Annotated in this window: 20 protein-coding genes and 1 riboswitch; of the genes, 16 read left to right on the top strand and 4 right to left on the bottom strand. The window is 68.8% G+C overall.

Going from position 1 to position 23,451, the window contains the following annotated elements:
* Positions 1-140: 140 nt before the first annotated feature.
* Positions 141-293: a hypothetical protein gene (locus VAR608DRAFT_RS37375; protein WP_172843785.1), complete on the bottom strand. Its 153-nt coding sequence runs from the start codon at positions 291-293 to the stop codon at positions 141-143.
* 86 nt (positions 294-379) lie between these two features.
* On the bottom strand, positions 380-1,579 hold the full coding sequence (locus VAR608DRAFT_RS00810) for a threonine ammonia-lyase (RefSeq protein WP_172843786.1): 1,200 nt from the start codon (positions 1,577-1,579) through the stop codon (positions 380-382).
* A 119-nt stretch (positions 1,580-1,698) separates the two neighbouring features.
* Here VAR608DRAFT_RS00810 and VAR608DRAFT_RS00815 point away from each other — a divergent pair, with 119 nt between their 5' ends.
* Positions 1,699-4,020 (top strand): ATP-binding protein, encoded by a 2,322-nt coding sequence (locus tag VAR608DRAFT_RS00815; RefSeq protein WP_088952337.1) that lies wholly within the window; start codon positions 1,699-1,701, stop codon positions 4,018-4,020.
* Positions 4,021-4,078: 58 nt separating this feature from the next.
* A complete protein-coding gene (locus tag VAR608DRAFT_RS00820; RefSeq protein WP_088952338.1) occupies positions 4,079-5,629 on the top strand; it encodes a S41 family peptidase in 1,551 nt (516 codons plus the stop codon).
* Here VAR608DRAFT_RS00820 and recQ read toward each other — a convergent pair.
* Positions 5,626-7,503: a DNA helicase RecQ gene (gene recQ / locus VAR608DRAFT_RS00825; protein ID WP_231973098.1), complete on the bottom strand. Its 1,878-nt coding sequence runs from the start codon at positions 7,501-7,503 to the stop codon at positions 5,626-5,628. The genes VAR608DRAFT_RS00820 and recQ overlap by 4 nt on opposite strands.
* Positions 7,504-7,877: 374 nt before the next feature.
* On the opposite strand from recQ, the gene VAR608DRAFT_RS00830 reads away from it, so the two are divergent.
* The 13 genes from VAR608DRAFT_RS00830 (at position 7,878) to VAR608DRAFT_RS00890 (ending at position 21,920) form a co-directional block, all read left to right on the top strand.
* Positions 7,878-8,843: an ABC transporter substrate-binding protein gene (locus tag VAR608DRAFT_RS00830; protein ID WP_088952340.1), complete on the top strand. Its 966-nt coding sequence runs from the start codon at positions 7,878-7,880 to the stop codon at positions 8,841-8,843.
* A gap of 32 nt (positions 8,844-8,875) precedes the next feature.
* A complete protein-coding gene (locus tag VAR608DRAFT_RS00835) occupies positions 8,876-9,721 on the top strand; it encodes an ABC transporter permease (RefSeq protein ID WP_088952341.1) in 846 nt (281 codons plus the stop codon).
* Entirely contained in the window at positions 9,721-10,500 is a 780-nt protein-coding gene (locus VAR608DRAFT_RS00840) for an ABC transporter ATP-binding protein (protein ID WP_088952342.1), read from the top strand. The genes VAR608DRAFT_RS00835 and VAR608DRAFT_RS00840 overlap by 1 nt, the downstream gene beginning before the upstream one ends.
* Before the next feature lie 129 nt (positions 10,501-10,629).
* Positions 10,630-11,346, top strand: a complete 717-nt coding sequence (gene hutC / locus VAR608DRAFT_RS00845; protein ID WP_231973635.1) for a histidine utilization repressor — start codon at positions 10,630-10,632, stop codon at positions 11,344-11,346.
* 59 nt (positions 11,347-11,405) lie between these two features.
* Complete coding sequence (hutH, locus tag VAR608DRAFT_RS00850) at positions 11,406-12,977, top strand: histidine ammonia-lyase (protein WP_088952344.1); 1,572 nt, start codon at positions 11,406-11,408, stop codon at positions 12,975-12,977.
* Between the two features lie 40 nt (positions 12,978-13,017).
* A complete protein-coding gene (hutU, locus tag VAR608DRAFT_RS00855; protein ID WP_088952345.1) occupies positions 13,018-14,739 on the top strand; it encodes a urocanate hydratase in 1,722 nt (573 codons plus the stop codon).
* Between the two features lie 4 nt (positions 14,740-14,743).
* The gene (locus VAR608DRAFT_RS00860) at positions 14,744-15,319 is read left to right on the top strand and encodes a HutD/Ves family protein (RefSeq protein ID WP_088952346.1); all 576 of its coding nucleotides are present in this window, start codon (positions 14,744-14,746) and stop codon (positions 15,317-15,319) included.
* Positions 15,320-15,324: 5 nt separating this feature from the next.
* Entirely contained in the window at positions 15,325-16,575 is a 1,251-nt protein-coding gene (gene hutI / locus VAR608DRAFT_RS00865) for an imidazolonepropionase (protein WP_088952347.1), read from the top strand.
* Positions 16,568-17,962, top strand: coding sequence for a formimidoylglutamate deiminase (locus tag VAR608DRAFT_RS00870; RefSeq protein ID WP_088952348.1), 1,395 nt, complete (start codon positions 16,568-16,570; stop codon positions 17,960-17,962). Before hutI ends, VAR608DRAFT_RS00870 begins: the two co-directional genes overlap by 8 nt.
* A gap of 4 nt (positions 17,963-17,966) precedes the next feature.
* Positions 17,967-18,785, top strand: coding sequence for an N-formylglutamate deformylase (gene hutG / locus VAR608DRAFT_RS00875; protein ID WP_088952349.1), 819 nt, complete (start codon positions 17,967-17,969; stop codon positions 18,783-18,785).
* 23 nt (positions 18,786-18,808) lie between these two features.
* The gene (locus VAR608DRAFT_RS00880; protein ID WP_088952350.1) at positions 18,809-19,936 is read left to right on the top strand and encodes a histidinol-phosphate transaminase; all 1,128 of its coding nucleotides are present in this window, start codon (positions 18,809-18,811) and stop codon (positions 19,934-19,936) included.
* 53 nt (positions 19,937-19,989) lie between these two features.
* Complete coding sequence (locus VAR608DRAFT_RS00885; protein WP_088952351.1) at positions 19,990-21,036, top strand: homocysteine S-methyltransferase family protein; 1,047 nt, start codon at positions 19,990-19,992, stop codon at positions 21,034-21,036.
* A 77-nt stretch (positions 21,037-21,113) separates the two neighbouring features.
* On the top strand, positions 21,114-21,920 hold the full coding sequence (locus VAR608DRAFT_RS00890; protein ID WP_088952352.1) for an SH3 domain-containing protein: 807 nt from the start codon (positions 21,114-21,116) through the stop codon (positions 21,918-21,920).
* Positions 21,921-21,929: 9 nt separating this feature from the next.
* Here the strand turns inward: VAR608DRAFT_RS00890 and VAR608DRAFT_RS00895 are convergent, their stop codons facing one another.
* A complete protein-coding gene (locus VAR608DRAFT_RS00895; RefSeq protein ID WP_088952353.1) occupies positions 21,930-22,817 on the bottom strand; it encodes a LysR family transcriptional regulator in 888 nt (295 codons plus the stop codon).
* Positions 22,818-22,916: 99 nt separating this feature from the next.
* Here VAR608DRAFT_RS00895 and VAR608DRAFT_RS00900 point away from each other — a divergent pair, with 99 nt between their 5' ends.
* Positions 22,917-23,354, top strand: a complete 438-nt coding sequence (locus tag VAR608DRAFT_RS00900) for a PACE efflux transporter (RefSeq protein WP_088952354.1) — start codon at positions 22,917-22,919, stop codon at positions 23,352-23,354.
* Between the two features lie 10 nt (positions 23,355-23,364).
* A riboswitch (S-adenosyl-L-homocysteine riboswitch) is annotated at positions 23,365-23,450 on the top strand.
* Position 23,451: the final 1 nt, after the last annotated feature.

Here is a 23,451-nt window from a genome sequence, read left to right on the forward strand (position 1 = left end):
CATCGGAGAAAACGTTTCAGTCTAGGGAGAGGAGCCGGGGTCGCAACCAGCCGGTTATGCCCGCCTGAACGAGGGCCGTCTGTCGGCCTCTCGCTTCTTTTGGAGCGCGGAGCGGGAACGAAGTGCCCCGCGCGGAAGAATCAGGCCACGTAGATGGCGATGGATGCCAGGAGCAGCATCAGGACCCCGCCGGCGATCGGCAACACCAGGGGCATGAGGTGGACGACCGACTCGACCGCGTCTTTTTCGACGGCGGCCGCGTGACCGGGCTCAACGGGGGTGGTCTGGGACATGTTCTTCCTCGGATTCTCGGGTTCTCGGGACTCGCGCTATTTTACCGGCCGGGTTGCAATAGCGCGTCTAGGGGGTTGCGAGACCCTCAGTGCTGCTCGTCGGCTTCGAATCCGGCGGCCCGGAGTGCGTCGAGCACGCTCGACAGGTGCTCGCGCCCGCGGGTCTGCAGCACCAGCTCGACATCCACGTTCTGCGCCGTCTGCAGGGTGAACGCCCGCTGGTGATGCACCTCATCGATGTTAGCGCCCGCTTGCGCCACGGTGGCCGTGATGTGTGCCAACGAGCCCGGCACGTCCCGGGCGCTCACGCGGATCCGCGCCAGCCGGCCGGCCCGCACCATGCCGCGCTCGATGATGGCCGCCAGCAGCAGCGGATCGATGTTCCCGCCCGAAAGCACCAGCCCGATCCGCTTGCCCTGGAACCGCTCCGGATGCCGGATCAGCGCCGCGAGCCCGGCCGCGCCCGCGCCTTCGACCAGCGTCTTCTCGATCTCGAGCAGCATCAACACCGCCTGCTCGATGTCGCCCTCGTCGACCAGCACGAGGTCGTCCACCAGCCTGGCGATGATGTCCCGCGTCAGCACGCCCGGCGTGCCGACCGCGATCCCCTCGGCGATCGTGTTGGTGCCCTGCGGGTACGACGTGCCCTTGACCGCGTTCACCATGGCCGGAAAGCGCGTCGTCTGCACGCCGATGATCTCGATGTCCGGCTTGCGCGCCCGGGCCGCCACGGCCATGCCGGCGATCAGGCCGCCGCCGCCGACCGAGACGACCAGCGTGTCGAGGTCGGGCACCGCGTCGAGCATCTCGAGGGCGATCGTTCCCTGCCCCGCGATGATGAGCTCGTCGTCGTACGGATGCACGAAGGTCAGGCCTTCGCGCTCTGCCAGTTCGAGCGCGTGGGCGCGCGCGCCCTCCAGCGTGTCGCCGTGCAGCACGACCTCGGCGCCGAAGCCGCGCGTGCGTTCGATCTTCACGCCGGGCGTGAAGCGCGGCATCACGATCAGCGCGCGCAGGCCCAGGCGCTGCGCGTGATAGGCCACGCCCTGGGCATGATTGCCGGCCGACATCGCGATCACGCCGCGTGTGCCGGCCTCGGAGAGCTCGACGAGTTTGTTACAGGCGCCGCGCTCCTTGAACGAAGCCGAGAACTGCAGGTTCTCGAACTTGAGGAAGACCTGGGCACCCACGATTTCCGACAGCGTGCGCGATTCGACGCAGGGGGTTTCGAGAATTTGCCCCAGGAGGCGCCGCGCAGCCCGTTCGATGTCTTGGATTTCAACCATTGCGGGCATTGTGGACGGAATTGCAACTTCGGGATTTTTAATCCGCCTCAGGCTTCACGAAGCCAAAAGTCTGCGCTATGGTCGCTCCAGATTCAGTTTCTCCCCCTGGAGGGTGCCCGATGGTCAAGCGTTCCGGCGTCGATGTCGTGGCTGCGGGTTCCCGCGGCCATGCATTGCCTTCGCCCGGACTCAAGGAAGCGCCGGTGCTCGAGCTCATGTGTTCGCACTTCGTGCTCACGCTGGCCGCCAAGCAGGGGCCGCGCTTCAACATCCGCCGCGACCTCAACGGGCTCCTGTCGCTGACGGGGCGCCATCTGGTCTGGCCCCTGCCGGTGCTGCAGCGGCTGCGCGAATTCCTGGCGCGGCGCTGCCTGGGCAATGACGTCTGGAGGGGCGTGGAGGAATACGACGGCCGCACGCTGCTGGAGCGGCACGGCGTGTGGCGCGGCCCCTATGAAGAAGGCACGCTGTTCTTCTACCTCGACGAGTACGCCAAGGACCAGCCCAAGGACCTGCTGTCGGTTCTCTCGGTCACCCGCGACTGGCTCACGCATGCGCTGCGCAAGCAGTCGACGCTGGTCGAGAAGAACATCGATGCGCTCGCGGGCCTGCTGCAGCTCAACAAGGCCGAACGCGCGCTGCTGCTGTACGGCACGCTCGCGCGCTACCAGCGTGACCTGCGTTCGCTGCTCGTGGAGTTCAAGGTCAACAACGCGCCCGAAGCCTATGCCGCGATCGCGGAGGTGGCCGGCGTCAATGCGAGCGAGGTCGGCGAGGCATTGCGCGCCGGTTCACGGCTGGAGCGCATCGGGCTGGTCGAGAACCTGATCTCCGAGCACAACATCACCGACCTGGCCGATCTCATGAAGGTCAGCGAGAAGCTGCCGCCGGTGCTGATGCGTGAATACCGCGATCGCAACGAACTCATGGCGGTGTTCACGCGGCCCTCGGCCAAGAGCGCGTTGGCGGTGCACGACTTCTCCTTCGTCGAGGACGACGCGCAGATGCTCGTCACGCTGCTGCGCGCGGCGGTGGCGCGCAAGGAGCCGGGCGTCAACGTGCTGCTCTACGGTCCGCCGGGCACCGGCAAGACCGAGCTCGCGAAGGTGGTGGCGCAGGCCGCGGGGCTGGAGCTCTTCGAAGTCGAATACGCCGACCGCGACGGCAATTCGCTGTCGGGCCGCGACCGCTATCGTTCGCTCCAGATCGCGCAGGTCTTCCTCAAGGGCAGCGAGCAGGCGGCGCTGCTGTTCGACGAAGTCGAGGACGTCTTCCCGCCGATCAGCACCGAGGCCGCGCAGATCATGGCGCGCGCCGAGCAGGTGCCTTCGCCCACCAGCGGCAGCGTGAGCGGCAAGGCCTGGGTCAACCAGATCCTCGAGTCGAACGCGGTGCCGACGCTGTGGGTCACCAACCGCATCGAGCAGATCGATCCGGCCTTCCGGCGCCGCTTCGCCTACCACCTCGAACTCAAGTCGCCGCCGCCGGGCGCGCGCGAGCAGCTGGTGCGCAAGACGCTCGAAGGCGTTTCGGTGTCGGACGAATTCACCGCCAAGCTGGCCGCGCGCAAGGGCCTGACGCCCGCGCAGATCCGCACGGCAGTCCGCTTCGCCGAGCTCGCGCGCAGCGACGGCCGCTCGATGGAGCGGCTCATCGAGCGCCAGCTGAAGAATGCCGACCTCGCGCTCGGCAATGTCGACGGCCTGGGCATGCGCCGCAGCGTGACCACCTACGACCTCGAGATGCTCAACGTCGAGACGCGCTTCGAGATACCGCGCATCGTCGAGGCGCTCAAGGTGCGCGGCCACGGAACGATGTGCTTCTACGGCGCGCCGGGCACCGGCAAGACCGCGCTCGCCGAGCACATCGCCAAGGCCATCGGCCGGCCGCTGATCATCAAGCAGGCGAGCGACCTCATGAGCAAGTACGTCGGCGAGACCGAGCAGAACATGGCGGCGATGTTCAAGGAGGCCGAGGCGGAGAAGGCGGTTCTTCTGCTCGACGAAGCCGACAGCTTCCTGCAGGACCGCCGCGGCGCGCAGCGCACCTACGAAGTGACCGAGGTCAACGAGATGCTGCAGGGCATGGAGCGCTTCGACGGCATCTTCGTCTGCACCACCAACCTGCTCGACCGGCTCGACCAGGCGGCGCTGCGGCGCTTCACCTTCAAGATCAAGTTCATGCCGCTCACCGCCCTGCAGCGCGAGCGCATGTTCATCACCGAGGCGCTCGACGGCGATGCGTCGAAGATGACGGACGAGATCCGCGGCCGGCTCGCAAAACTGCACCAGCTGTGCCCCGGCGACTTCGCGGCCGTGAAGCGCCAGGTCGACATCCTGGCCGCCGAGTTCTCGCCGACCGAGTTCCTCGACCAGCTCGATGCCGAACATCGCATCAAGCCCGAGGTGCGAGAATCGCGCGGCATCGGCTTCATTCACTGAAGCCGTCACATCCACGACCATCCGCGCGCGGCTTCCGCTGCGAGAGGGAGATTCATCGATGAGAGGTGTCCGCATGTGGGACGCGGCGCGCCGCGTCATGGGATTGGCCGTGCTTGCAGTGCTCGGCGCATGTGGCGGCGGTGGTGGAGGCGGCGTCGCGTTGCCGCTCGCCGCACCGGCCGCGACCGCGGGCGACCCCATCGTCGCGTCGTCGACCGTCGCGGGCCAATGCGCCGCACCGCGCAACGGCGTCGACCCCGACACCGGCGCAGCCTTCCCCGATCAGCCGGGCTCGGTCGAAACCGAGAAGGCCTGGGTCCGCGGCTGGATCGACGAGACCTACCTGTGGTTCGACGAAGTGCCGACCAATCTGGTGGCGGCGAACTACGCCACGCCGATCGACTACTTCAATGTCCTCAAGACCCCTGCGCTGACCGCCAGCGGGCGGCCCAAGGACCGCTTTCACTTCACTGCCGATACCGCGAGCTATCGCGCGCTGACGCAGAGCGGCATCGACATCGGCTACGGCTTCGAGCTCGCCTTGCTCAGCGCGGCACCGCCGCGCGACGTGCGCGTGGCCTTCCTGGAGCCCGGTTCGCCGGCGGCGCAGCAGGGCATCGTGCGCGGCACGAAGCTCATCACGATCGACGGCATCGACGTCGCCGCCGGAACGGATGTGGCCGGCCTCAATGCCGCCCTCAACCCTGCCAAGGTGGGCGAGACGCACAGCTTCAGCTTGCGCGCGCCCGACGGCAGCGAGCGTGCCCTCAGCCTCACCGCGACGAGCATCACGCGCACCCCGGTGCAGAACGTGAAGACCATCGCGACCGCCGGTGGGCCGGTCGGCTACATGCTCTTCAACGAACACCTCGCGACGGCCGAGGTGCAGCTCGTCGGCGCGGTCAATCAGCTCAAGAGCGCCGGCATCGCCGATCTCGTGATCGACATGCGCTACAACGGCGGCGGCTACCTGGATGTGGCGAGCGAGCTGGCCTACATGGTCGCGCCGGACGCCGCGACCAACGGCACCGTCTTCGAGCGCATGCAGTTCAACCGCAAGAATCCTTTTCACGTGACGCCTGCGCAGGCGACGCTGCCCTTTTATTCGACCTCGCGCGGCTACTCGGTGCCGGCGGGCCAGCCGCTGCCGAAGCTCGGCCTCTCGCGCGTGACCGTGCTGACCGGGCCCGACACCTGTTCCGCGAGCGAATCGGTGGTCAACAGCCTGCGCGGCGTCGGCGTCACGGTGAACCTGGTCGGCGGCGCGACCTGCGGCAAGCCCTACGGCTTCTTCCCGCAGGACAACTGCGGCACCACCTATTTCGCGATCCAGTTCCAGGGCGTCAACCAGCAAGGCTTCGGCGACTATGGCGATGGCTTTGCGCCGACCTGCGCGGTGGCGGACGACTTCGACCATGCGCTGGGCGATCCGGCCGAGGGGAGGCTGGCCGCGGCATTGACGCTGCAAGGCACCGGCGCCTGCCCGGCCGCCGGGGCGAGCAAGGCCGACATCACGCGCAGCAAGGCGGAAGCGGGCGGCACGCCGTACCTGGTGCGCTCGCCGGTGCGCGAAATCCGGCTTGTGTCGCCGCCGGCGAACGCGCCCTAGAACGCCACGCAGACGCGCAGCACGTCCGCGCCGTAGGCCTCGAGCTTCTTGGCGCCGATGCCGCTGATGCCCTGCAGGTCCTCGAGCGTTGCGGGCGCGCGTTCCGCGATGGCCGCGAGCGTGGCGTCGTGGAAGATCACGTAGGCCGGCAGGTTGTGCTCGCGCGCGACCTCGCCGCGCCAGGCCTTGAGGGCGGCGAAGCGCGCCTGGCCGGCCGCATCGAGGATCGCGGCGGCCGGTGAAGGCACGCCGCGGGAGGTCTTCTCGCGCTTCTTGCGCTGCGCGGGCTGCGAGACCGATTCGCGCAGCATCACCTGCGTCTCGCCGCGCAGCACCGCGCGCGATCCCGCGGTGAGCTGCAGCGTGTTGTAGGCCTGCGCGTCGACCGACAGCGCGCCGGTCGCGATCAACTGCCGCAGCACGCCGCGCAGCTGCGGCTCGGTGAAATCGCTGCCGATGCCGAAGGTGCTGATGCGCTCGTGGCCGTACTGCGTGACCTTCTCGGTCGTCTTGCCGCGCAGGATGTCCATGATGTGGCCGGCGCCGAAGCTGATGCCGCTTTGCTGCTGCACGCGGTAGACGGTCGAAAGCAGCTTGCGCGCGGCATCGGTTCCATCCCACACCTGGGGCGGCGTGATGCAGTTGTCGCAGTTGCCGCAGGGCCTGCTCGTCTCGCCGAAGTAGCCGAGCAAGCGCACGCGCCGGCAATCGCTGGCCTCGGCGAGCGAGAGCAGCGCATCGAGCTTGCCGCGCATGACCTGCTTGAACTCCTCGCCCGCGGGGCTCTCGTCGATCATGCGGCGCTGGTTCACCACGTCCTGCAGGCCGTAGGCCATCCAGGCGTCGGCCGCATCGCCGTCGCGGCCGGCGCGGCCGGTTTCCTGGTAGTAGCCCTCGATGTTCTTGGGCATGTCCAGGTGCGCGACGAAGCGCACGTCGGGCTTGTCGATGCCCATGCCGAAGGCGATGGTCGCGACCATCACGATGCCTTCCTCGCGCAGGAAGCGGTCCTGGTTCTTCTGCCGCACCGCGGCGTCGAGGCCGGCGTGGTAGGGCAGGGCGTTGAGGCCCGCGTCGCACAGCGTCTGCGCCAGGTCCTCGACGCGCTTGCGCGACTGGCAGTAGACGACGCCGGCATCGCCTTCGTGCTCGCGCTCGATGAAGCGCAGCAGCTGCGTGGTCGCGTCCTTCTTCTCGACGATGGTGTAGCGGATGTTCGGCCGGTCGAAGCTGGAGACGAACTGGCGTGCCTCCTCGAGCTGCAGTCGCTCGATGATGTCGGCGCGCGTGAGCGCATCGGCGGTGGCGGTCAGCGCGATCCGCGGCACGCCGGCATAGCGTTCGTGCAGCACCGTGAGCGCGCGGTACTCGGGCCGGAAGTCGTGGCCCCACTGGCTCACGCAATGCGCCTCGTCGATCGCGAACAGCGACAGCTTGCCGCGCTCGTTGAGCGTGTCGAGCTGCGAGAGGAAGCGCGGCGTGGTGACGCGCTCGGGGGCTGCGTAGAGCAGCGTGATCTCGCCGCGCATCAGCCGGCGCTCGACCTCCTGCGTCTCTTCCCAATCCAGGGTGGAGTTGAGGAAGGCCGCGCTCACCCCTGCTTCATGCAAGGCGCCGACCTGGTCGTGCATCAGCGCGATCAGCGGCGACACCACCACCGTCACGCCCTGGCCGGCGCGGTGCCGCGCGATCGCCGGGATCTGGTAGCACAGCGACTTGCCGCCGCCCGTGGGCATCAGCACCAGCGCGTCGCCGCCGCCCGTGACGTGATCGACGATCGCCTGCTGGGGGCCGCGGAACTGCGCGTAGCCGAAGACGTCGTGGAGGATTCGTGCAGGCGCGACGGCAGGGGATGGTGTGAGCTGGGCGGACACGGTGGCGGCGATTCTTTGGTTGTGCGCCGGGGAGGACCGCGAGCGCACGCGCACCTCCCGTGCGCGCGACCGCCATTGTCTCCGAAGCATCGCGAACGCGAGCGGCCCTGCAAGAGCCGCGCCGAATCTCTGGCACGGGGCTTGCGCAGTCGGAAGCAATTCGTTGCGACAATCCTGTCTAGACAACTTTCGGTGCGTGAAACCGCTTTCCCGCACCGGGAAGGGGCGAAACGGCTCTTGATCTTTCGGGGCTTTTCGGGTTAACCTGTATATACAGGTGCATCGCAGGGAATGAAACTCGGCCCCGTTGCTGGAATCGCCCGTCGTCGGCCTCCAGCCAGCCGAACCCTTTGAAACGCAACAGGAGAACCTCGATGGTCAAGTCGGTCGGAAAAATCGCTTCGCTGGTCGCTGCAGCGGCATGCATCGCGGGCATGGCGGCAAGCGCCCATGCACAGGAAACCAAGCTCGCCCTCGGCATGTCCGGCTGGACCGGCTTCGCGCCGCTCACGCTCGCGGACAAGGCCGGCATCTTCAAGAAGAACGGCCTCGACGTCGACCTGCGCATGATTCCGCAGAAGGACCGCCACCTCGCGCTGGCCTCGGAGGCGATCCAGTGCGCCGCCACCACCGTCGAAACGCACGTGGCCTGGAACGCCAACGGCGTGCCGATCGTGCAGATCTTCCAGATGGACAAGTCCTACGGCGCCGACGGCCTCGCGGTGCGCAACGACGTCAAGAACTTCGCCGACCTCAAGGGCAAGGCGATCGGCGTCAGCGCGCCGGGCACCGCGCCGTACTTCGGCCTCGCCTGGATGCTGAACAAGAACGGCATGAGCATGAAGGACGTGAAGCTGGTCTCGCTCGAGCCGCAACCGGCCGCGCAGGCCTTCGTCGCGGGCCAGAACGACGCGGCCATGACCTACGAGCCGTACCTCTCGACCGTGCGCGCCAACCCGACCGCCGGCAAGATCCTCGCCACCACGCTCGACTACCCGATGGTGATGGACACCGTCGGCTGCGCGCCGAAGTGGCTCAAGGCCAATCCCAAGGCCGCGAAGGCGCTGGCCGATTCGTACTTCGAAGCGGTGGAAATGATCAAGGCCGATCCGGCCAAGTCCAACGAGATCATGGGCGCGGCCGTGAAGCAGTCGGGCGAGCAGTTCGCCAAGTCCTCGGCCTACCTGCGCTGGTCCGACAAGGCGGCCAACCAGAAGTTCTTCGCCAGCGACATCGTGCCCTTCATGAAGGACGCGGAAGGCATCCTGCTGGAGGCCGGCGTGATCCGCAAGGTGCCTGAGGACCTCAACGCCACCTTCGACACCAGCTTCATCAAGTAAAGAGCGGCATCATCATGAGCGCGACGCCTGTCATGAACTCATCCAAGCCGGTGATCGCTGCCGGGTCCGCCGCCGCTGCGGCGGCGCCCCGTCGGCGCCGGGCGCTGGCCCCGCTGGAGCCCGTCAGCGCGCGTGCGCGCTGGATGCTCGGCCTCGGCTTCTTCGTGGCCTTCGTGGTCGTCTGGGGCTTCTTCACGCTCGGCGGCTTCGTGTCGCCGACCTTCCTGGCCAGCCCGGTCACGATGCTGAAGGAAGGCGTGAGCCTGTTCACCGAGTTCAACTTCTCGCACGACATCGGCATGACCGTGTGGCGCGTCCTCGGCGGCTTCGTGCTCGCGGCGATCATCGCGGTGCCGCTGGGCATCGCGATGGGCACCTGGAAGAGCGTCGAGGCCTTCTTCGAGCCCTTCGTCTCGTTCTGCCGCTACCTGCCGGCCTCGGCCTTCATTCCGCTCCTGATCCTCTGGGCCGGCATCGGCGAGGCGCAGAAACTGCTCGTGATCTTCATCGGCTCGGTGTTCCAGATCACGCTGATGGTGGCGGTCACCGTCGGCAGCGCGCGGCGCGACCTGGTCGAGGCGGCCTACACGCTGGGCGCCAAGAGCCGCGGCATCGTGCTGCGCGTGCTGATCCCGGGTGCCGCGCCGGGCATTGCGGAGACGCTTCGGCTGGTGCTCGGCTGGGCCTGGACCTACGTGATCGTCGCCGAGCTGATCGGCTCGTCCTCCGGCATCGGCCACATGATCACCGACAGCCAGGCGCTGCTGAACACCGGGCAGATCATCTTCGGGATCATCGTCATCGGCGTGATCGGCCTCATCTCCGACTTCGCATTCAAGGCCATCAACCGCCGCCTCTTCGCCTGGAGCACGATCTGATGAACCAGCTTTCCATTCGCAGTGTCGCGCGCACCTTCACCGGCACGCGCGGCCAGACCACGCAGGCGCTGCTGCCGATCGACTTCGAAGTGCGCGAGAACGACTTCGTCACCATCCTCGGCCCCTCGGGCTGCGGCAAGTCCACCTTGCTGCGCATCGTCGCCGGGCTCGACTACCCGACCGAAGGGCGCGTGCTGCTCGACGGCCAGACCATCGAAGGGCCGGGCGCGGACCGCGGCGTGGTGTTCCAGAGCTACACGCTCTTCCCGTGGCTCACCATCGCGCAGAACATCCGCTTCGGGCTGCGCGAGCGCGGCATGAGCGAGGCCGAGCAGAAGGAGCGCAGCGACTTCTTCATCGCCAAGGTGGGGCTGCGCGGCTTCGAGAACCACTTCCCCAAGCAGCTCTCGGGCGGCATGCAGCAGCGCACCGCGATCGCGCGTGCGCTCGCCAACGACCCCAAGATGCTGCTGCTCGACGAGCCCTTCGGCGCGCTCGACAACCAGACCCGCGTGCTGATGCAGGAGTTGCTGCTCGGGATCTGGGAATCGGCGCGCAAGACGGTGCTTTTCGTGACCCACGACATCGACGAGGCGATCTTCATGGCCAACCGGGTCGCGGTGTTCAGCGCGCGGCCGGGCCGCATCAAGACCGAGATCCCGGTCGACTTCCCGCATCCGCGCCACTACACAATCAAGACCTCGCCCGAGTTCATGGAAATCAAGGCCCGCCTCACCGAGGAGATCCGCGCCGAATCCATGGCCGCGGCCGAGCACTGATCCGTCCGCATTCACGAAACCACAGCCATGACCGCCTCCAGCCTTCGCAAGCCCGCCGATGCACGCACGACCGCCACCCGCCATGCGGGGGCCGAGCCGCGCGCTGCAGCGAATTCGGCGCAGCCCGCGATGGCGCTGTACGAGCAGATCAAGTCCTTCATCACGCACAAGATCCAGGACGGCTCGTGGGTGGCAGGCCATCGGCTGCCTTCGGAGAGCGAACTGGTCGCGCAGTTCGGCGTCGCCCGCATGACGGTGAACCGCGCGCTGCGCGAGCTGGTGGAGCAGGGCCGCATCGTGCGCGTGGCCGGCGTGGGCAGCTTCGTCGCCGAGGACAAGCCGCAGTCCACGCTGCTGCAGATCGCCAACATCGCGAGCGAGATCCGCGCGCGCGGCCACGACTACCGCTGCGAGTTCCTCGTGGCCGAGCGCATCGCCGCATCGCCCGATATCGCGGTGTGGCTCGACCTGCGGCCCGGCGAGTCGGTCTTCCATACCGTGTGCCTGCACCTCGAGAACGATGTGCCGGTGCAGCTCGAGGACCGCTATGTCAATCCGCGCGTGGTGCCGGACTTTCTGGAGCAGGACTTCTCGGAGATCCCGCCGAGCGAATACCTCGTGCGCAACGTGCCCTTCGACCAGATCGAACATGTGGTCGATGCGGTCCTGCCCACGCCCGAGCAGGCCGAGCGCCTCGACATGCCGGCGAGCGACCCCTGCCTGCTGCTCACGCGCCGCACCTGGACGCGCACCGTCCCCGTGACGATGGTGCGCTGCCTGCACCCGGCCTCGCGCTATCGGCTCGGCAGCCGATTCCGCGCCGACGGCAATCCGAGCATCGGCTAGGCCGCGCATCCCCGGCCGCCAGTTTTTGACGCACCTACTTGTATAGACAGGATCATCGTATGGACAACGCTTCTCTCACCACCGCACCCATCGTGCTGACGCCCGGCGAGGTCGATCTCGCGGCGCTGCGCCGCGTGCATGCCGGCGGCGTGCAGCTCGCACTGGCGCCGTCCGCGCGTGCCGGCCTGGTCGCCGCGCAGGCCACGGTCCGCAAGATCATCGATGCCGGGGCCGTGGTCTATGGCATCAACACCGGCTTCGGCAAGCTCGCGCAGACCATCATCCCGACCGAGCGCCTCGCCGAGCTGCAGCGCAACCTCGTGCTCTCGCACGCCTGCGGCACCGGCGAGCCGCTCGATGCCGGCGTGGTGCGTCTGGTGCTCGCGACCAAGGCGGTGAGCCTGGCGCGCGGCCATTCGGGCGTGCGCCCGGAGATCGTCGATGCGCTGCTGGCGCTGTGCAACGCGGGTCTCTCGCCGCGCATTCCGTCGAAGGGCTCGGTCGGCGCGTCGGGCGACCTGGCGCCGCTCGCGCATCTGGCCTGCGTGCTCATCGGCGAAGGTGAAGTCACGACGCCGCAGGGCGAGGTGATCGGCGGCGCCGAAGCGCTCAAGCGCATCGGCATCGCGCCCTTCGTGCTCGGCCCCAAGGAAGGCCTGGCGCTGCTCAACGGCACGCAGGTGTCGACCGCGCTGGCGCTGGCGGGCCTCTTCGGCGCCGAGGACGTGTTCGCGGCCGGCATCATGGCCGGCGCCTTGTCGCTCGAAGCCATCCAGGGGTCGGTCAAGCCCTTCGACGCGCGCATCCACATCGCGCGCGGCCAGCCGGGCCAGATCGCGGTGGCGGCCGCGATGCGCGCGCTGCTCGATGGCAGCGAGATCGTCCCGTCGCACGCCGATTGCGGCCGCGTGCAGGACCCGTATTCCATCCGCTGCGTCCCGCAGGTGATGGGCGCCTGCCTCGACAACCTCGCGCATGCGGCGCGGGTGCTGCGCACCGAAGCCAATGCCGCTTCGGACAACCCGCTGGTCTTCGCTGGGCCGGAAGGCACCTCCGGTGCCGGCGACGTGATCTCGGGCGGCAACTTCCACGCCGAGCCGGTGGCCTTCGCGGCCGACATCATCGCGCTCGCGGTCGCCGAGATCGGGGCGATCTCCGAGCGCCGCATGGCGCTCCTGCTCGACAGCGGCCTTTCGGGCCTGCCGCCTTTCCTGGTGCGCGACGGCGGCGTCAACTCGGGCTTCATGATCGCGCAGGTCACGGCCGCGGCGCTCGCGTCCGAGAACAAGTCGCTCGCGCATCCGGCCAGCGTCGACAGCCTGCCGACTTCCGCCAACCAGGAGGACCATGTGTCGATGGCGACCTTCGCCGGCCGCCGCCTCGCGGACATGGTGCAGAACACCGCCGTCGTCGTGGGCATCGAAGCCATGGCCGCCGCGCAGGGCATCGAGCTCAAGCGCGGTCCGAAGTCTTCCCCGCTGCTCGAAGCCGAATTCGCCGCCATCCGCGAGCGCGTCGCCTTCATCGACCAGGACCGCTTCCTCGCGCCCTCCATCGAAGCCATGCGCAGCTGGGCGCGCCGCAGCGACTGGCCCGAGGCCGTGCGCTCGATGCTGCCGAGCCAAGCCTGATTCAACGAACAAGCTCCGTCACACGAAAGGACACCATGCCATGAACGCTCCCGACAAGTTCCTCGCCGCCAAGCCCGCCGACCCCCGTCATGATCCGACCCGCGTGATCCGCGCGCCGCGCGGCAGCCAGCTCCACTGCAAGAGCTGGCTCACCGAGGCGCCGTTCCGCATGCTGCAGAACAACCTCGACCCCGACGTGGCCGAGAACCCGCAGAGCCTCGTGGTCTATGGCGGCATCGGCCGCGCGGCGCGCGACTGGGCATGCTTCGACCAGATCCTCGCGACGCTCAAGGAACTCGATGACGACGAGACGCTGCTGATCCAGTCGGGCAAGCCGGTGGGCGTGTTCAAGACGCATGCCGATGCGCCGCGCGTGCTGCTGGCCAACTCCAACCTCGTGCCGAAGTGGGCCAACTGGGAGCACTTCAACGAACTCGACCGCAAGGGCCTCTTCATGTACGGCCAGATGACGGCCGGCAGCTGGATCTACATCGGCAGCCAGGGCATCGTGCAGGGCACCTTCGAGACCTTCGTCGAAGCCGGCCGCCAGCACTACGACAACGACCTGAGCGGCAAGTGGATCCTCACGGCCGGCCTCGGCGGCATGGGCGGCGCGCAGCCGCTGGCCGCCACGCTCGCGGGCGCGGTGTCGCTGAACATCGAATGCCAGCAGTCGAGCATCGACTTCCGCCTGCGCACCCGCTATGTCGACAAGCAGGCCAGGGACATCGACGACGCGATCGCGCTCATCCAGCACCACACGGCGAAAAAGGAAGCGGTCTCGATCGCGCTGCTGGGCAACGCGGCCGAGATCCTGCCGGAACTGGTGAAGCGCGCGGAGGCCGGCGGCATCCGGCCCGACCTCGTGACCGACCAGACCTCGGCGCACGACCTCATCAACGGCTACCTGCCGATCGGCTGGACCGTGGCCCAATGGAAGGCCGCGCAGCAGGACCCGGCCGAGCACGCGCGCCTCACGCAGGCGGCAGCCAGGTCCTGCGCGGTGCACGTGCAGGCCATGCTCGACTTCCAGGCGATGGGCATCCCGACGGTCGACTACGGCAACAACATCCGCCAGGTCGCGTTCGACGAAGGCGTGAAGAACGCCTTCGACTTCCCGGGCTTCGTGCCGGCCTACATCCGTCCGCTCTTCTGCGAAGGCAAGGGCCCGTTCCGCTGGGTCGCGCTCTCGGGCGATCCGGAGGACATCTACAAGACCGACGCGAAGATCAAGGAACTGTTCCCCGAGAACAAGCACACCCACCGCTGGCTCGACATGGCGCGCGAGCGCATCGCATTCCAGGGCCTGCCGGCGCGCATCTGCTGGCTGGGCCTGGGCGAGCGCCACAAGGCAGGCCTCGCGTTCAACGAGATGGTGAAGAACGGCGAGCTCAAGGGCCCGATCGTGATCGGCCGCGACCACCTCGACACCGGCTCGGTCGCCAGCCCCAACCGCGAGACCGAGGCGATGAAGGACGGCACCGATGCGGTCTCCGACTGGCCGCTGCTCAACGCGCTGCTCAACACCGCGGGCGGCGCCACCTGGGTCAGCCTGCACCATGGCGGCGGCGTCGGCATGGGCTATTCGCAGCACTCCGGCGTGGTGATCGTCTGCGATGGCACCGATGCGGCGGCCAGGCGCATCGAGCGGGTGCTGTTCAACGACCCGGCCACCGGCGTGATGCGCCATGCCGATGCCGGCTACGAGATCGCGATCGCGACCGCGAAGAAGCAGGGCCTGAACCTGCCGATGATCAAGTAAGCACGTGGCCGTCCACCGCTTCGACATCGCTTCGCTCGCCGCCAGCCCGTGGAAGAACGGCGGCGGCGTCACGCGCGAGATCGTGTGCTCGCCGGCAGGCGCGGGCATGGAGCGCTTCGACTGGCGCGTCAGCATCGCGACCATCGATCGGGCGGGGCCGTTCTCGGCCTTCGACGGCGTGGACCGCGTGATCATGCTGCTGGACGGTGCGGGCGTGCGGCTGCGCTCGCGGGACGGCCGCATCGATCATCGGCTCGACGTGCCGCATGCGCCGTTCGCCTTCGATGGCGGCGTGGCGCTCGATGGCGAACTGCTGGGCGGCCCGTCGACCGACTTCAACGTGATGTCGCGGCGGGGCCGGCTGCGCGCCGATGTGCGCGTGCTGCAGGAACGCGGCGACGTCGCAGTCGCAGCGCACGGACTTCTGTTGGCGCTTCGCGGCGCGTGGCGATTGAACGACATCGACTGCGAAGCGGGCGCTGGTGTCTGGTGGGATGGCGAGCCTGCGGAATGGCAGGCCGATCCTCTCGATTCCGGCGCCGCATTGGTCGCGGTGCGATTCACCACGTCAGGGAGCTGAACCCCATGAAGCACTCCGAACTCCCCTCGGCCGATGGCGTCTGGCAGCGGCTGCGCGTCGCGCCCGGCGCGCTGGCGGACGGCCCGGCCATCGATGGCGATGCAGCAATCGTCGTGGCCCAAGGAACGATCGCGTGGGTCGGCCGCGGCGACGCCGTGCCGGCCCAGTTCGCCGCGCTGCCGCGTTTCGACGGCGGCGATGCGCTCGTCACCCCCGGCCTCGTCGATTGCCACACGCATCTGGTCTACGGCGGACAACGTGCCAACGAATTCGCGATGCGTCTCGCCGGCGCGACCTACGAGGAAGTCGCCAAAGCCGGCGGCGGCATCGTGTCCTCGGTGCGCGCCACGCGCGAAGCGGACGAGGACATGCTCTACGCGCAAGCGGCCGGCCGGCTCGAACAACTGCTGGCCGAAGGCGTCTGCGCGATCGAGATCAAGTCGGGCTATGGCCTCGCGCTCGAACATGAGCGCAAGCAGTTGCGCGTCGCGCGCCGGCTCGGCGAAGCCTATGGCGTGACGGTGCGCACGACCTTCCTCGGTGCGCACGCCTTGCCGTCCGAATACGCCGGCCGACAAGGCGAGTACGTCGAGCTCGTCTGCCAGCAGATGCTGCCCGCACTGGCGGCCGAAGGGCTCGTGGATGCGGTCGATGTGTTCTGCGAGCGCATCGCCTTCTCGCTGCAGGAAACCGAGCGCGTGTTCCAGGCCGCGAAAGCGCTGGGGCTGCCGGTCAAGCTGCACGCCGAGCAGCTGTCGGACATGGGCGGCGCCGCCCTCGCGGCGCGCTACGGCGCCCTGTCGTGCGACCACATCGAGCACCTGTCGGCCGAGGGCATCGCGGCGATGCGGGAGGCCGGAACGGTCGCCGTCCTGCTGCCCGGCGCCTACTACACGCTGCGCGACACGCACCTGCCGCCCATCGAGGCGCTGCGAACTGCCGGTGTCCCGATGGCCGTTTCCACCGACCACAACCCGGGCACCTCGCCCGCGCTGAGCCTGCTGCTGATGGCCAACATGGCCTGCACGCTGTTCCGCCTGACCGTGCCCGAAGCGATCGCCGGCATCACGCGGCACGCGGCGAGCGCGCTGGGCCTGCAGGACACGCACGGCGCGATCGGCGTCGGACGGCCCGCGAACTTCGTGCTCTGGCAACTGCGCGACAGCGCGGAGCTCGCGTACTGGTTCGGCCAGCAGCCTGCGCGCACCATCGTCCGGCAGGGGCGCATCGCGAAGAAGGAGGTCACCCTTGGCTGACACCGCACAGAGGCTCTTCGCAGCCGATGCGCTGCTGCCCACCGGCTGGGCGCGCGACGTGCTCATCGAATGGGACGCCGCGGGCAAGCTCTTGGCGGTCACGCCCGGCATCGCGCCGACGGGCAACACGCCGCGCGCTGCCGGTCCGGTGCTGCCCGGCATGCCCAACCTGCATTCGCATGCCTTCCAGCGCGCCTTCGCCGGCCTCACCGAATTTCGCGGCGAGGGGCAGGACAGCTTCTGGAGCTGGCGCACGCGGATGTACCGCTTCGCCGCGAAGATCTCGCCCGGGCAGGTGGAGGCGATCGCGACCTGGCTCTATGTCGAGATGCTCGAAGCGGGCTACACCTCGGTGTGCGAGTTCCACTACCTGCATCACGATGCCGACGGCCGGCCGTACGCCGATGACGCCGAGTTGTCGCTCGCGCTGCTGCGGGCCGCCGGGCGCGCCGGCATCGGGCTCACGCTGCTGCCGGTGCTCTACCAGGCCAGCGGCTTCGGCGGCCTGGCGCCGAGCGAAGGCCAGCGGCGCTTCATCCGTTCGACCGATTCGATGCTGCGGCTGCTCGAACGCCTGCGCCCCGCCTGCGAGGCGCAGGGCGCACGCCTCGGCCTCGCGCCGCATTCGCTGCGTGCGGTGCCGCCCGAGGGGCTGCGCGATGCATTGGCAGGCCTCGATGCGATCGACCCTTCCGCGCCGGTGCATATCCATATCGCCGAACAGACGGCCGAGGTCGATGCCTGCCTCGCCTGGAGCGGCCAGCGTCCAGTGGCCTGGCTGCTCGACCACGCGCCGGTCGATGCGCGCTGGTGCCTCGTCCATGCGACGCACATGGATGCCGACGAATACCGGCGTGCGGCGGCCAGCGGCGCGGTCGCGGGCCTGTGCCTGACCACCGAGGCCAATCTCGGCGACGGCATCTTCGACTTCAATGCGTGGCGCGCGGCCGGCGGCCGCTGGGGCGTGGGCTCCGACAGCCATGCCTGCGTGAACGCGGCCGAGGAACTGATGATGCTGGAGTACGGCCAGCGCCTCTCCACACGCCAACGCAACGTGGGCGCCGATGCCGTGCATCGCGAGGTCGCGACCGCGCTGACGCTTTCCGCGCTACAGGGTGGCGCGCAGGCCGCGGGCCGTCCGGTTGGCGGGCTTGCGGTGGGGCAGCAGGCCGACTTCGTGGTTCTCGATGCATCGCACGTCGCGCTGCAGGGGCTCGCGGCGCCGGAGATGCTGTCGTCGCATGTGTTCGCGAGCCATCGCAGCTGTGCGCTCGATGCGGTGTTCGTCGGCGGCCAGCCGCGCGTCACTTCGGCCCGCCACGCGCTGCACCGCGAGGCGGCCGCCGCTTTCGTGGCGGTACGCAGCCAACTTCTTGCCAAGGACTGATCCCATGCCTTTCACCACCACCGAACCGCCGTTCCGCTTCCGCCGCGGGACACGCCCGCTGCTGATCTCGATGCCGCACGTCGGCACGCATGTTCCGCCGCAGCTCGCGGCACGCCTGACCGACGAAGCCCGGCAGGTGCCCGACACCGACTGGCACCTCGAACGCCTCTACGATTTCGCCGACGAACTGGGCGCCTCGGTGCTGGTCGCGACGCACTCGCGCTATGTGGTCGACCTGAACCGGCCGCCGGATGGCGCGAGCCTCTATCCGGGCCAGAGCGTCACCGGCCTCTGCCCGGTCGACACCTTCGACGACACGCCGCTCTATGCCGCCGGCGACGTTCCGGACGAGGCCGAGATCGCCGCGCGCCGCGAAGCCATCTGGCAGCCCTATCACCGGCAGCTCGCCGAAGAGCTGGCGCGCATCAAGGCGCAGCACGGCATCGCGGCGCTGTGGGATGCGCACTCGATCCGCTCGGTGCTGCCGCGCTTCTTCGAAGGCCGGCTGACCGATCTGAATCTCGGCACCGCGCAGGGTGCGAGCTGCGATCCGGCGCTCGCCCAGACCCTGCTCGGCATCGCGAAGCAAGCGAGCGGCTTCACCAGCGTGCTCAACGGCCGCTTCACCGGCGGCTACATCACGCGCCACCACGGCCAGCCGGCAGAGGGCGTGCATGCGGTGCAGCTCGAGATGACGCAGTGCAGCTACATGCAGGAGGCCTTGCCCTTCGACTACCTGCCAGAGGTCGCGGCGCGCGTGCAGCCGCATGTGCGACGCATGCTCGAAGCGGTGCTGCAGTTCGTCGAAGCGCGCCGGTCCTGAACGCTCGCAAAGGCTCTCCACCCATGAACGCATCCGCCATCCAGGAACTCGTCCGTCCCGAAGTGCCGGGGCTGCCGCCCTACAACGCCGGCCTGTCGTCGGAAGCCGTGCGCTCGCGCTATGGCGTCCTGGACATCGCGCGTCTTGCGAGCAACGAGAACCCCTTCGGCGCGAGCCCGCTGGTGGGCCGTGCCCTGGCCGATCTCGCGCTGCGCGTGGGCACGTACCCGGACGCGAACTGCACCGCGCTGCGATCGGCCATCGCCGAGCGCACGGGGGCGCGTGCCGAACAGATCGTCATCGGCAACGGCTCCGAGTCGATCCTGCAGATGCTCTGCCAGGCCTTCCTGTCGCCCGGCGACCGCGTGCTCACCCAGCGGCCGGCCTTCGGCCTGCACGAGATCTATCCGCGCATGATGGGCGCGCAGGTCGAGCTGCTGGCGCTCACGCCCACGCTGGCGTTCGACCTCGATGCCTGGTGCGAGGCGCTGGCGCGCGGAACGAAGATGGCGATGATCGCCAATCCCTCGAACCCGGTGGGCTGCATGTTCGATGCGAAAGCCTTCGCGCGTTTGCTCGAAGCCACGCCGGCCGGCACGCTGCTGGTCGTCGACGAGGCCTATTACGAATACGCCCGCCTCGCGAGCGGCTTCCCCGACGCGCTGGCGATGCTGCGTGAGCAGTCGCGTCCGTGGATCGTGCTGCGCACCTTCTCGAAGGCCTGGGGGCTCGCGGGGCTGCGCGTCGGCTACGGCATCGCTTCGGACGCCGCGCTGATCCAATGGCTCGATCGCGTGCGCACGCCGTTCAACGTCAACGAGGCCGCCCAGGCCGCCGCGCAGGCGGCCTGGGCCGATACGTCTTTCATGGCGCAGGCGGTGGCCGAAACGGTGAAAGAGCGCGAAGCGATGGAACGCGCGCTGCGTGCCATGGCCGTGCCCGGCATGCGCATCGCGCCCTCGGCGGCGAACTTCCTCTTCATCGATCTGGCGCGACCCAACGGGCCGGTCAACGAGGCGCTGCTCGCGCGCGGCATCATCGTCAAGCCGTGGAAGGAGCCGGGCTTCGAGAACTTCATCCGCGTCTCGATCGGCAGCGCCAACGACAACGCGCGCTTCGTTGCAGCGCTGCGCGAGATCCTCGGCGCGTAGCGACAAGACCCGCCGCCGTCGCGGGCGAAGGGGCGCTTTCTACAATCGCGTCCATGAAGCCCATCGCCTACACCCGCGCCCAGAAGCTGCCCGAGATCCTCGCCCAACGCATCGTCATCCTCGACGGCGCGATGGGCACGATGATCCAGCGCTTCAAGCTTACCGAGGCGCAATACCGCGGCGAGCGCTTCAAGGACTTCCCGCGCGACGTGAAGGGCAACAACGAGCTGCTGTCGCTGACACGGCCCGACGTGATCCGCGACATCCATGAAGGCTATCTGGCTGCCGGCGCCGACCTCGTCGAGACCAACACCTTCGGCGCCACCCGCATCGCGCAGGAGGACTACAAGATGGCCGATCTCGCGCGCGAGATGAATTTCGAATCCGCCAGGCTCGCGCGCGCCGCCTGCGACAAGTTCAGCACGCCCGACAAGCCGCGCTTCGTGGCCGGCGCGCTCGGCCCGACGCCGAAGACCGCGAGCATCAGCCCCGACGTCAACGATCCGGGCGCGCGCAACGTGAGCTTCGAGGAACTGCGCGAGTCCTACTACGAACAGGTCGAGGCGCTGGTGCAGGGCGGCGCCGACGTGCTGCTGGTCGAAACCATCTTCGACACCCTCAACGCCAAGGCCGCGCTGTTCGCGATCGACGAGTATTTCGAGGCCAGCGGCGAGCGCCTGCCGATCATCATCAGCGGCACCGTGACCGATGCCTCCGGCCGCATCCTGAGCGGCCAGACCGTGACCGCCTTCTGGCACAGCGTGCGCCATGCGCAGCCGCTGGCGATCGGCCTCAATTGCGCGCTCGGCGCGGCGCTGATGCGGCCCTATATCCAGGAACTGGCGCGCGTCGCGGACGACACCTTCATCAGCTGCTATCCCAACGCCGGCCTGCCCAATCCGATGAGCGAGACCGGCTTCGACGAGACGCCGGAGGTGACCTCGCGCCTCTTGCACGAGTTCGCGGCCGAAGGGCTGGTCAACATCGTGGGTGGCTGCTGCGGCACCACGCCCGAGCACATCGCGGCGATCGGACAGGCGGTGTCGCCGGTGCCGGGGCGCCGGCTGAATCCCGCCGGCTTCTATCGCGAAGCGGCTTGAGGAGGCGCAGGCGGCCGCGTCCGATTGACAGCGGCAATGCGGCCCACCTAACCTGCTTTCGCAAAGGATTCGCATACATGCACAAACTGACCCGGCGGTGGATCGGCATCGGCGCCATCGCACTCTCGCTTCCGCTCGCTGCGGCGGCACAACAGGCCTTCACGCGGGGCAGCGTCAACCTGCGGGCCGGCCCTTCGAGCGCCTATCCGCTGGTCGCGCTGCTGGGGCCGGGCCAGCCGCTGCAGGTGATGGGCTGCACCGCCGGCTTCGGATGGTGCGACGTCGTGTTGCCGGATGGGCTTCGCGGCTGGGCCTATGCGGGCAGCCTCGATTACGCCTACGAGGAACAGCGCGTACCGCTGGCCGCCTATGGCGCGGTGATCGGGGTGCCGATCGTGACCTTCGTGATCGGCAACTACTGGGGCGACTACTACCGCGATCGGCCCTGGTACAGCCAGCCGCGCTGGTGGGGCGGCAGGCCGCCACCGCCGCCGGTGGCCGGGTGGCGTCCGCTGCCGGCGCCGGTGCCGGCATGGCGGCCGAATCCCTGGCCGGGGTTCGGCCCGGGTGGCCACCCGCCCGCAGGGGTCCGGCCGCCGGCAGCGGCCTTCAGGCCCGCGCCGCCGATGGGGATCCGTCCGCCGGTGGATCCGGGTCACCGGCCGCCGTCACCGCCTGTCGGGATACGTCCTCCGGCGCCGGATCACGGCTTCCGCGCGGGTGGGCCGGGCCGTCCGGATTGGAATGCCGGTCAGCCGCGGGGCGATCAGGGTGGCGGGCATGGCCGCGGTGGTGACCAAGGCAACCATCGCGGGCATGGCGAGGGCGGCGGCCGCGGCGATCAGGGCGACCGCGGCCAGGGGCGCGGACACGGCGACCGCTGATTCGCGAGTTCAGGTCTTCTTGCGCGCGATCAGTTCGACGAAGCGCTGGGCGCCCAGTCCCAGCGGGCGCTCGCGGGACCACACCACGTCGACCCACAGATCGAGTCCGTTCGAGAGGTTCTCGAACGGGATCTCGACCAGCGCACCCGCCGCGACATGCGGACGCGCGAAATTGCGCGGCAGCCAGCCCCAGCCGAGCCCGGCGGTGATCAGGCTCAGCGCCGCGAGCGCGTTGTCGGTGCGCCAGACGTGGCGCGCGAAGACGAAGCGCGGATCGCTGGTCGCCAGATCGCGCCCCGCGACCACGATCTGCCGCGTGGTCGTCAGGTGCGCCTCGCGCAGCCGCCCGCCGGCCGCCGCCAGCACCGGGTGGTCGGGCGCCATCACCGCCACCATGGTGTCGTTGGCCACCTCCTGAAAACCCTCGCGGCCATCGAGGCTGGGCCGCTCGAAGACCAGCGCGAGCTGCGCGCGCCCGCTGTGCAGCAGCGCCAGCGCGTCGGCCTGCGGCGCGGCGAGCACCTCGACCTCCAGCAGCGGGTATTCCTGTGCCAGCGCGGCCAATGCGCCGCTCCAGGGCGCGGCCAGCAGCTCAGGGGCGATGGCGAGCGTCAGGCGGTTCTCGAGCCCCTGGGTCAGGGCCAGCGCCTGCACCTGCAACTGCTTGAGCTGCGCGGCCAGCAGCCGCGCCTGCGGCTCCAGCGAGCGTGCCGCAGCGGTCGGCTGCGGTTCGCGGCCGCTGCGGTCGAAAAGGGGGAGATCGAGCTCCGCCTCGAGGTTGGCGATGGCCATGCTGACCGCCGACGGCACCCGGCCCAGCGCCCGCGCGGCGGCCGAGAACGAGCCATGGTCGATGACCGCCAGGAAGACCTCCACGTTCTCGCTCGAAAAGCTCATGGCGTCGATCTTTCAATGAAACTGAAAGAAGATGACTTTATATGTCAGTCGTCGAAACATAAAGTCCAGCCCGACAGCAACCAGAACAGGATCGATTTCATGCAAGGGCTCAAGCGTCGCGTGGTCTATATCACCCTCTACGAGGGCATCGCCATCGTGGCGGCCAGCGCCGGCCTGTCGCTGATGTCGGGCCAGGGCATGGGCCACTCGGGCGTGGTGGCGGCGCTGGCGTCGGTCATCGCGGTGCTGTGGAACCTGGGCTTCAATGCCCTGTTCGAGCGCTGGGAATCCCGCCAGGCGGTGCGCGGCCGCAGCGTCAGGCGCCGCATCGCGCACGCGATCGGCTTCGAGGGCGGCCTGGTGGCCTTCCTGGTGCCGGTGTTCGCGTGGTGGCTGAACGTGAGCCTGTGGGAGGCGCTGATGATGGACCTGGGGCTCGTCGTGTTCTTCCTCGTCTACACCTTCGTCTTCAACTGGGCGTTCGACATGGTGTTCGGCCTGCCCGCAGCGGCGACCGGAGAAGCCCAGCCGGCGTAAAATCCGCGCTCCCCAAGGAGCGTTGCAGCGCCACCGCCCCTCGCGCTGCGCGCGAGGGCGAGGCGTCAGGCTTGGGTTCAACGACGCTCGCCTGATT

Origin of the sequence: Variovorax sp. HW608, assembly GCF_900090195.1 — a bacterium.
Lineage (GTDB): Bacteria > Pseudomonadota > Gammaproteobacteria > Burkholderiales > Burkholderiaceae_C > Variovorax.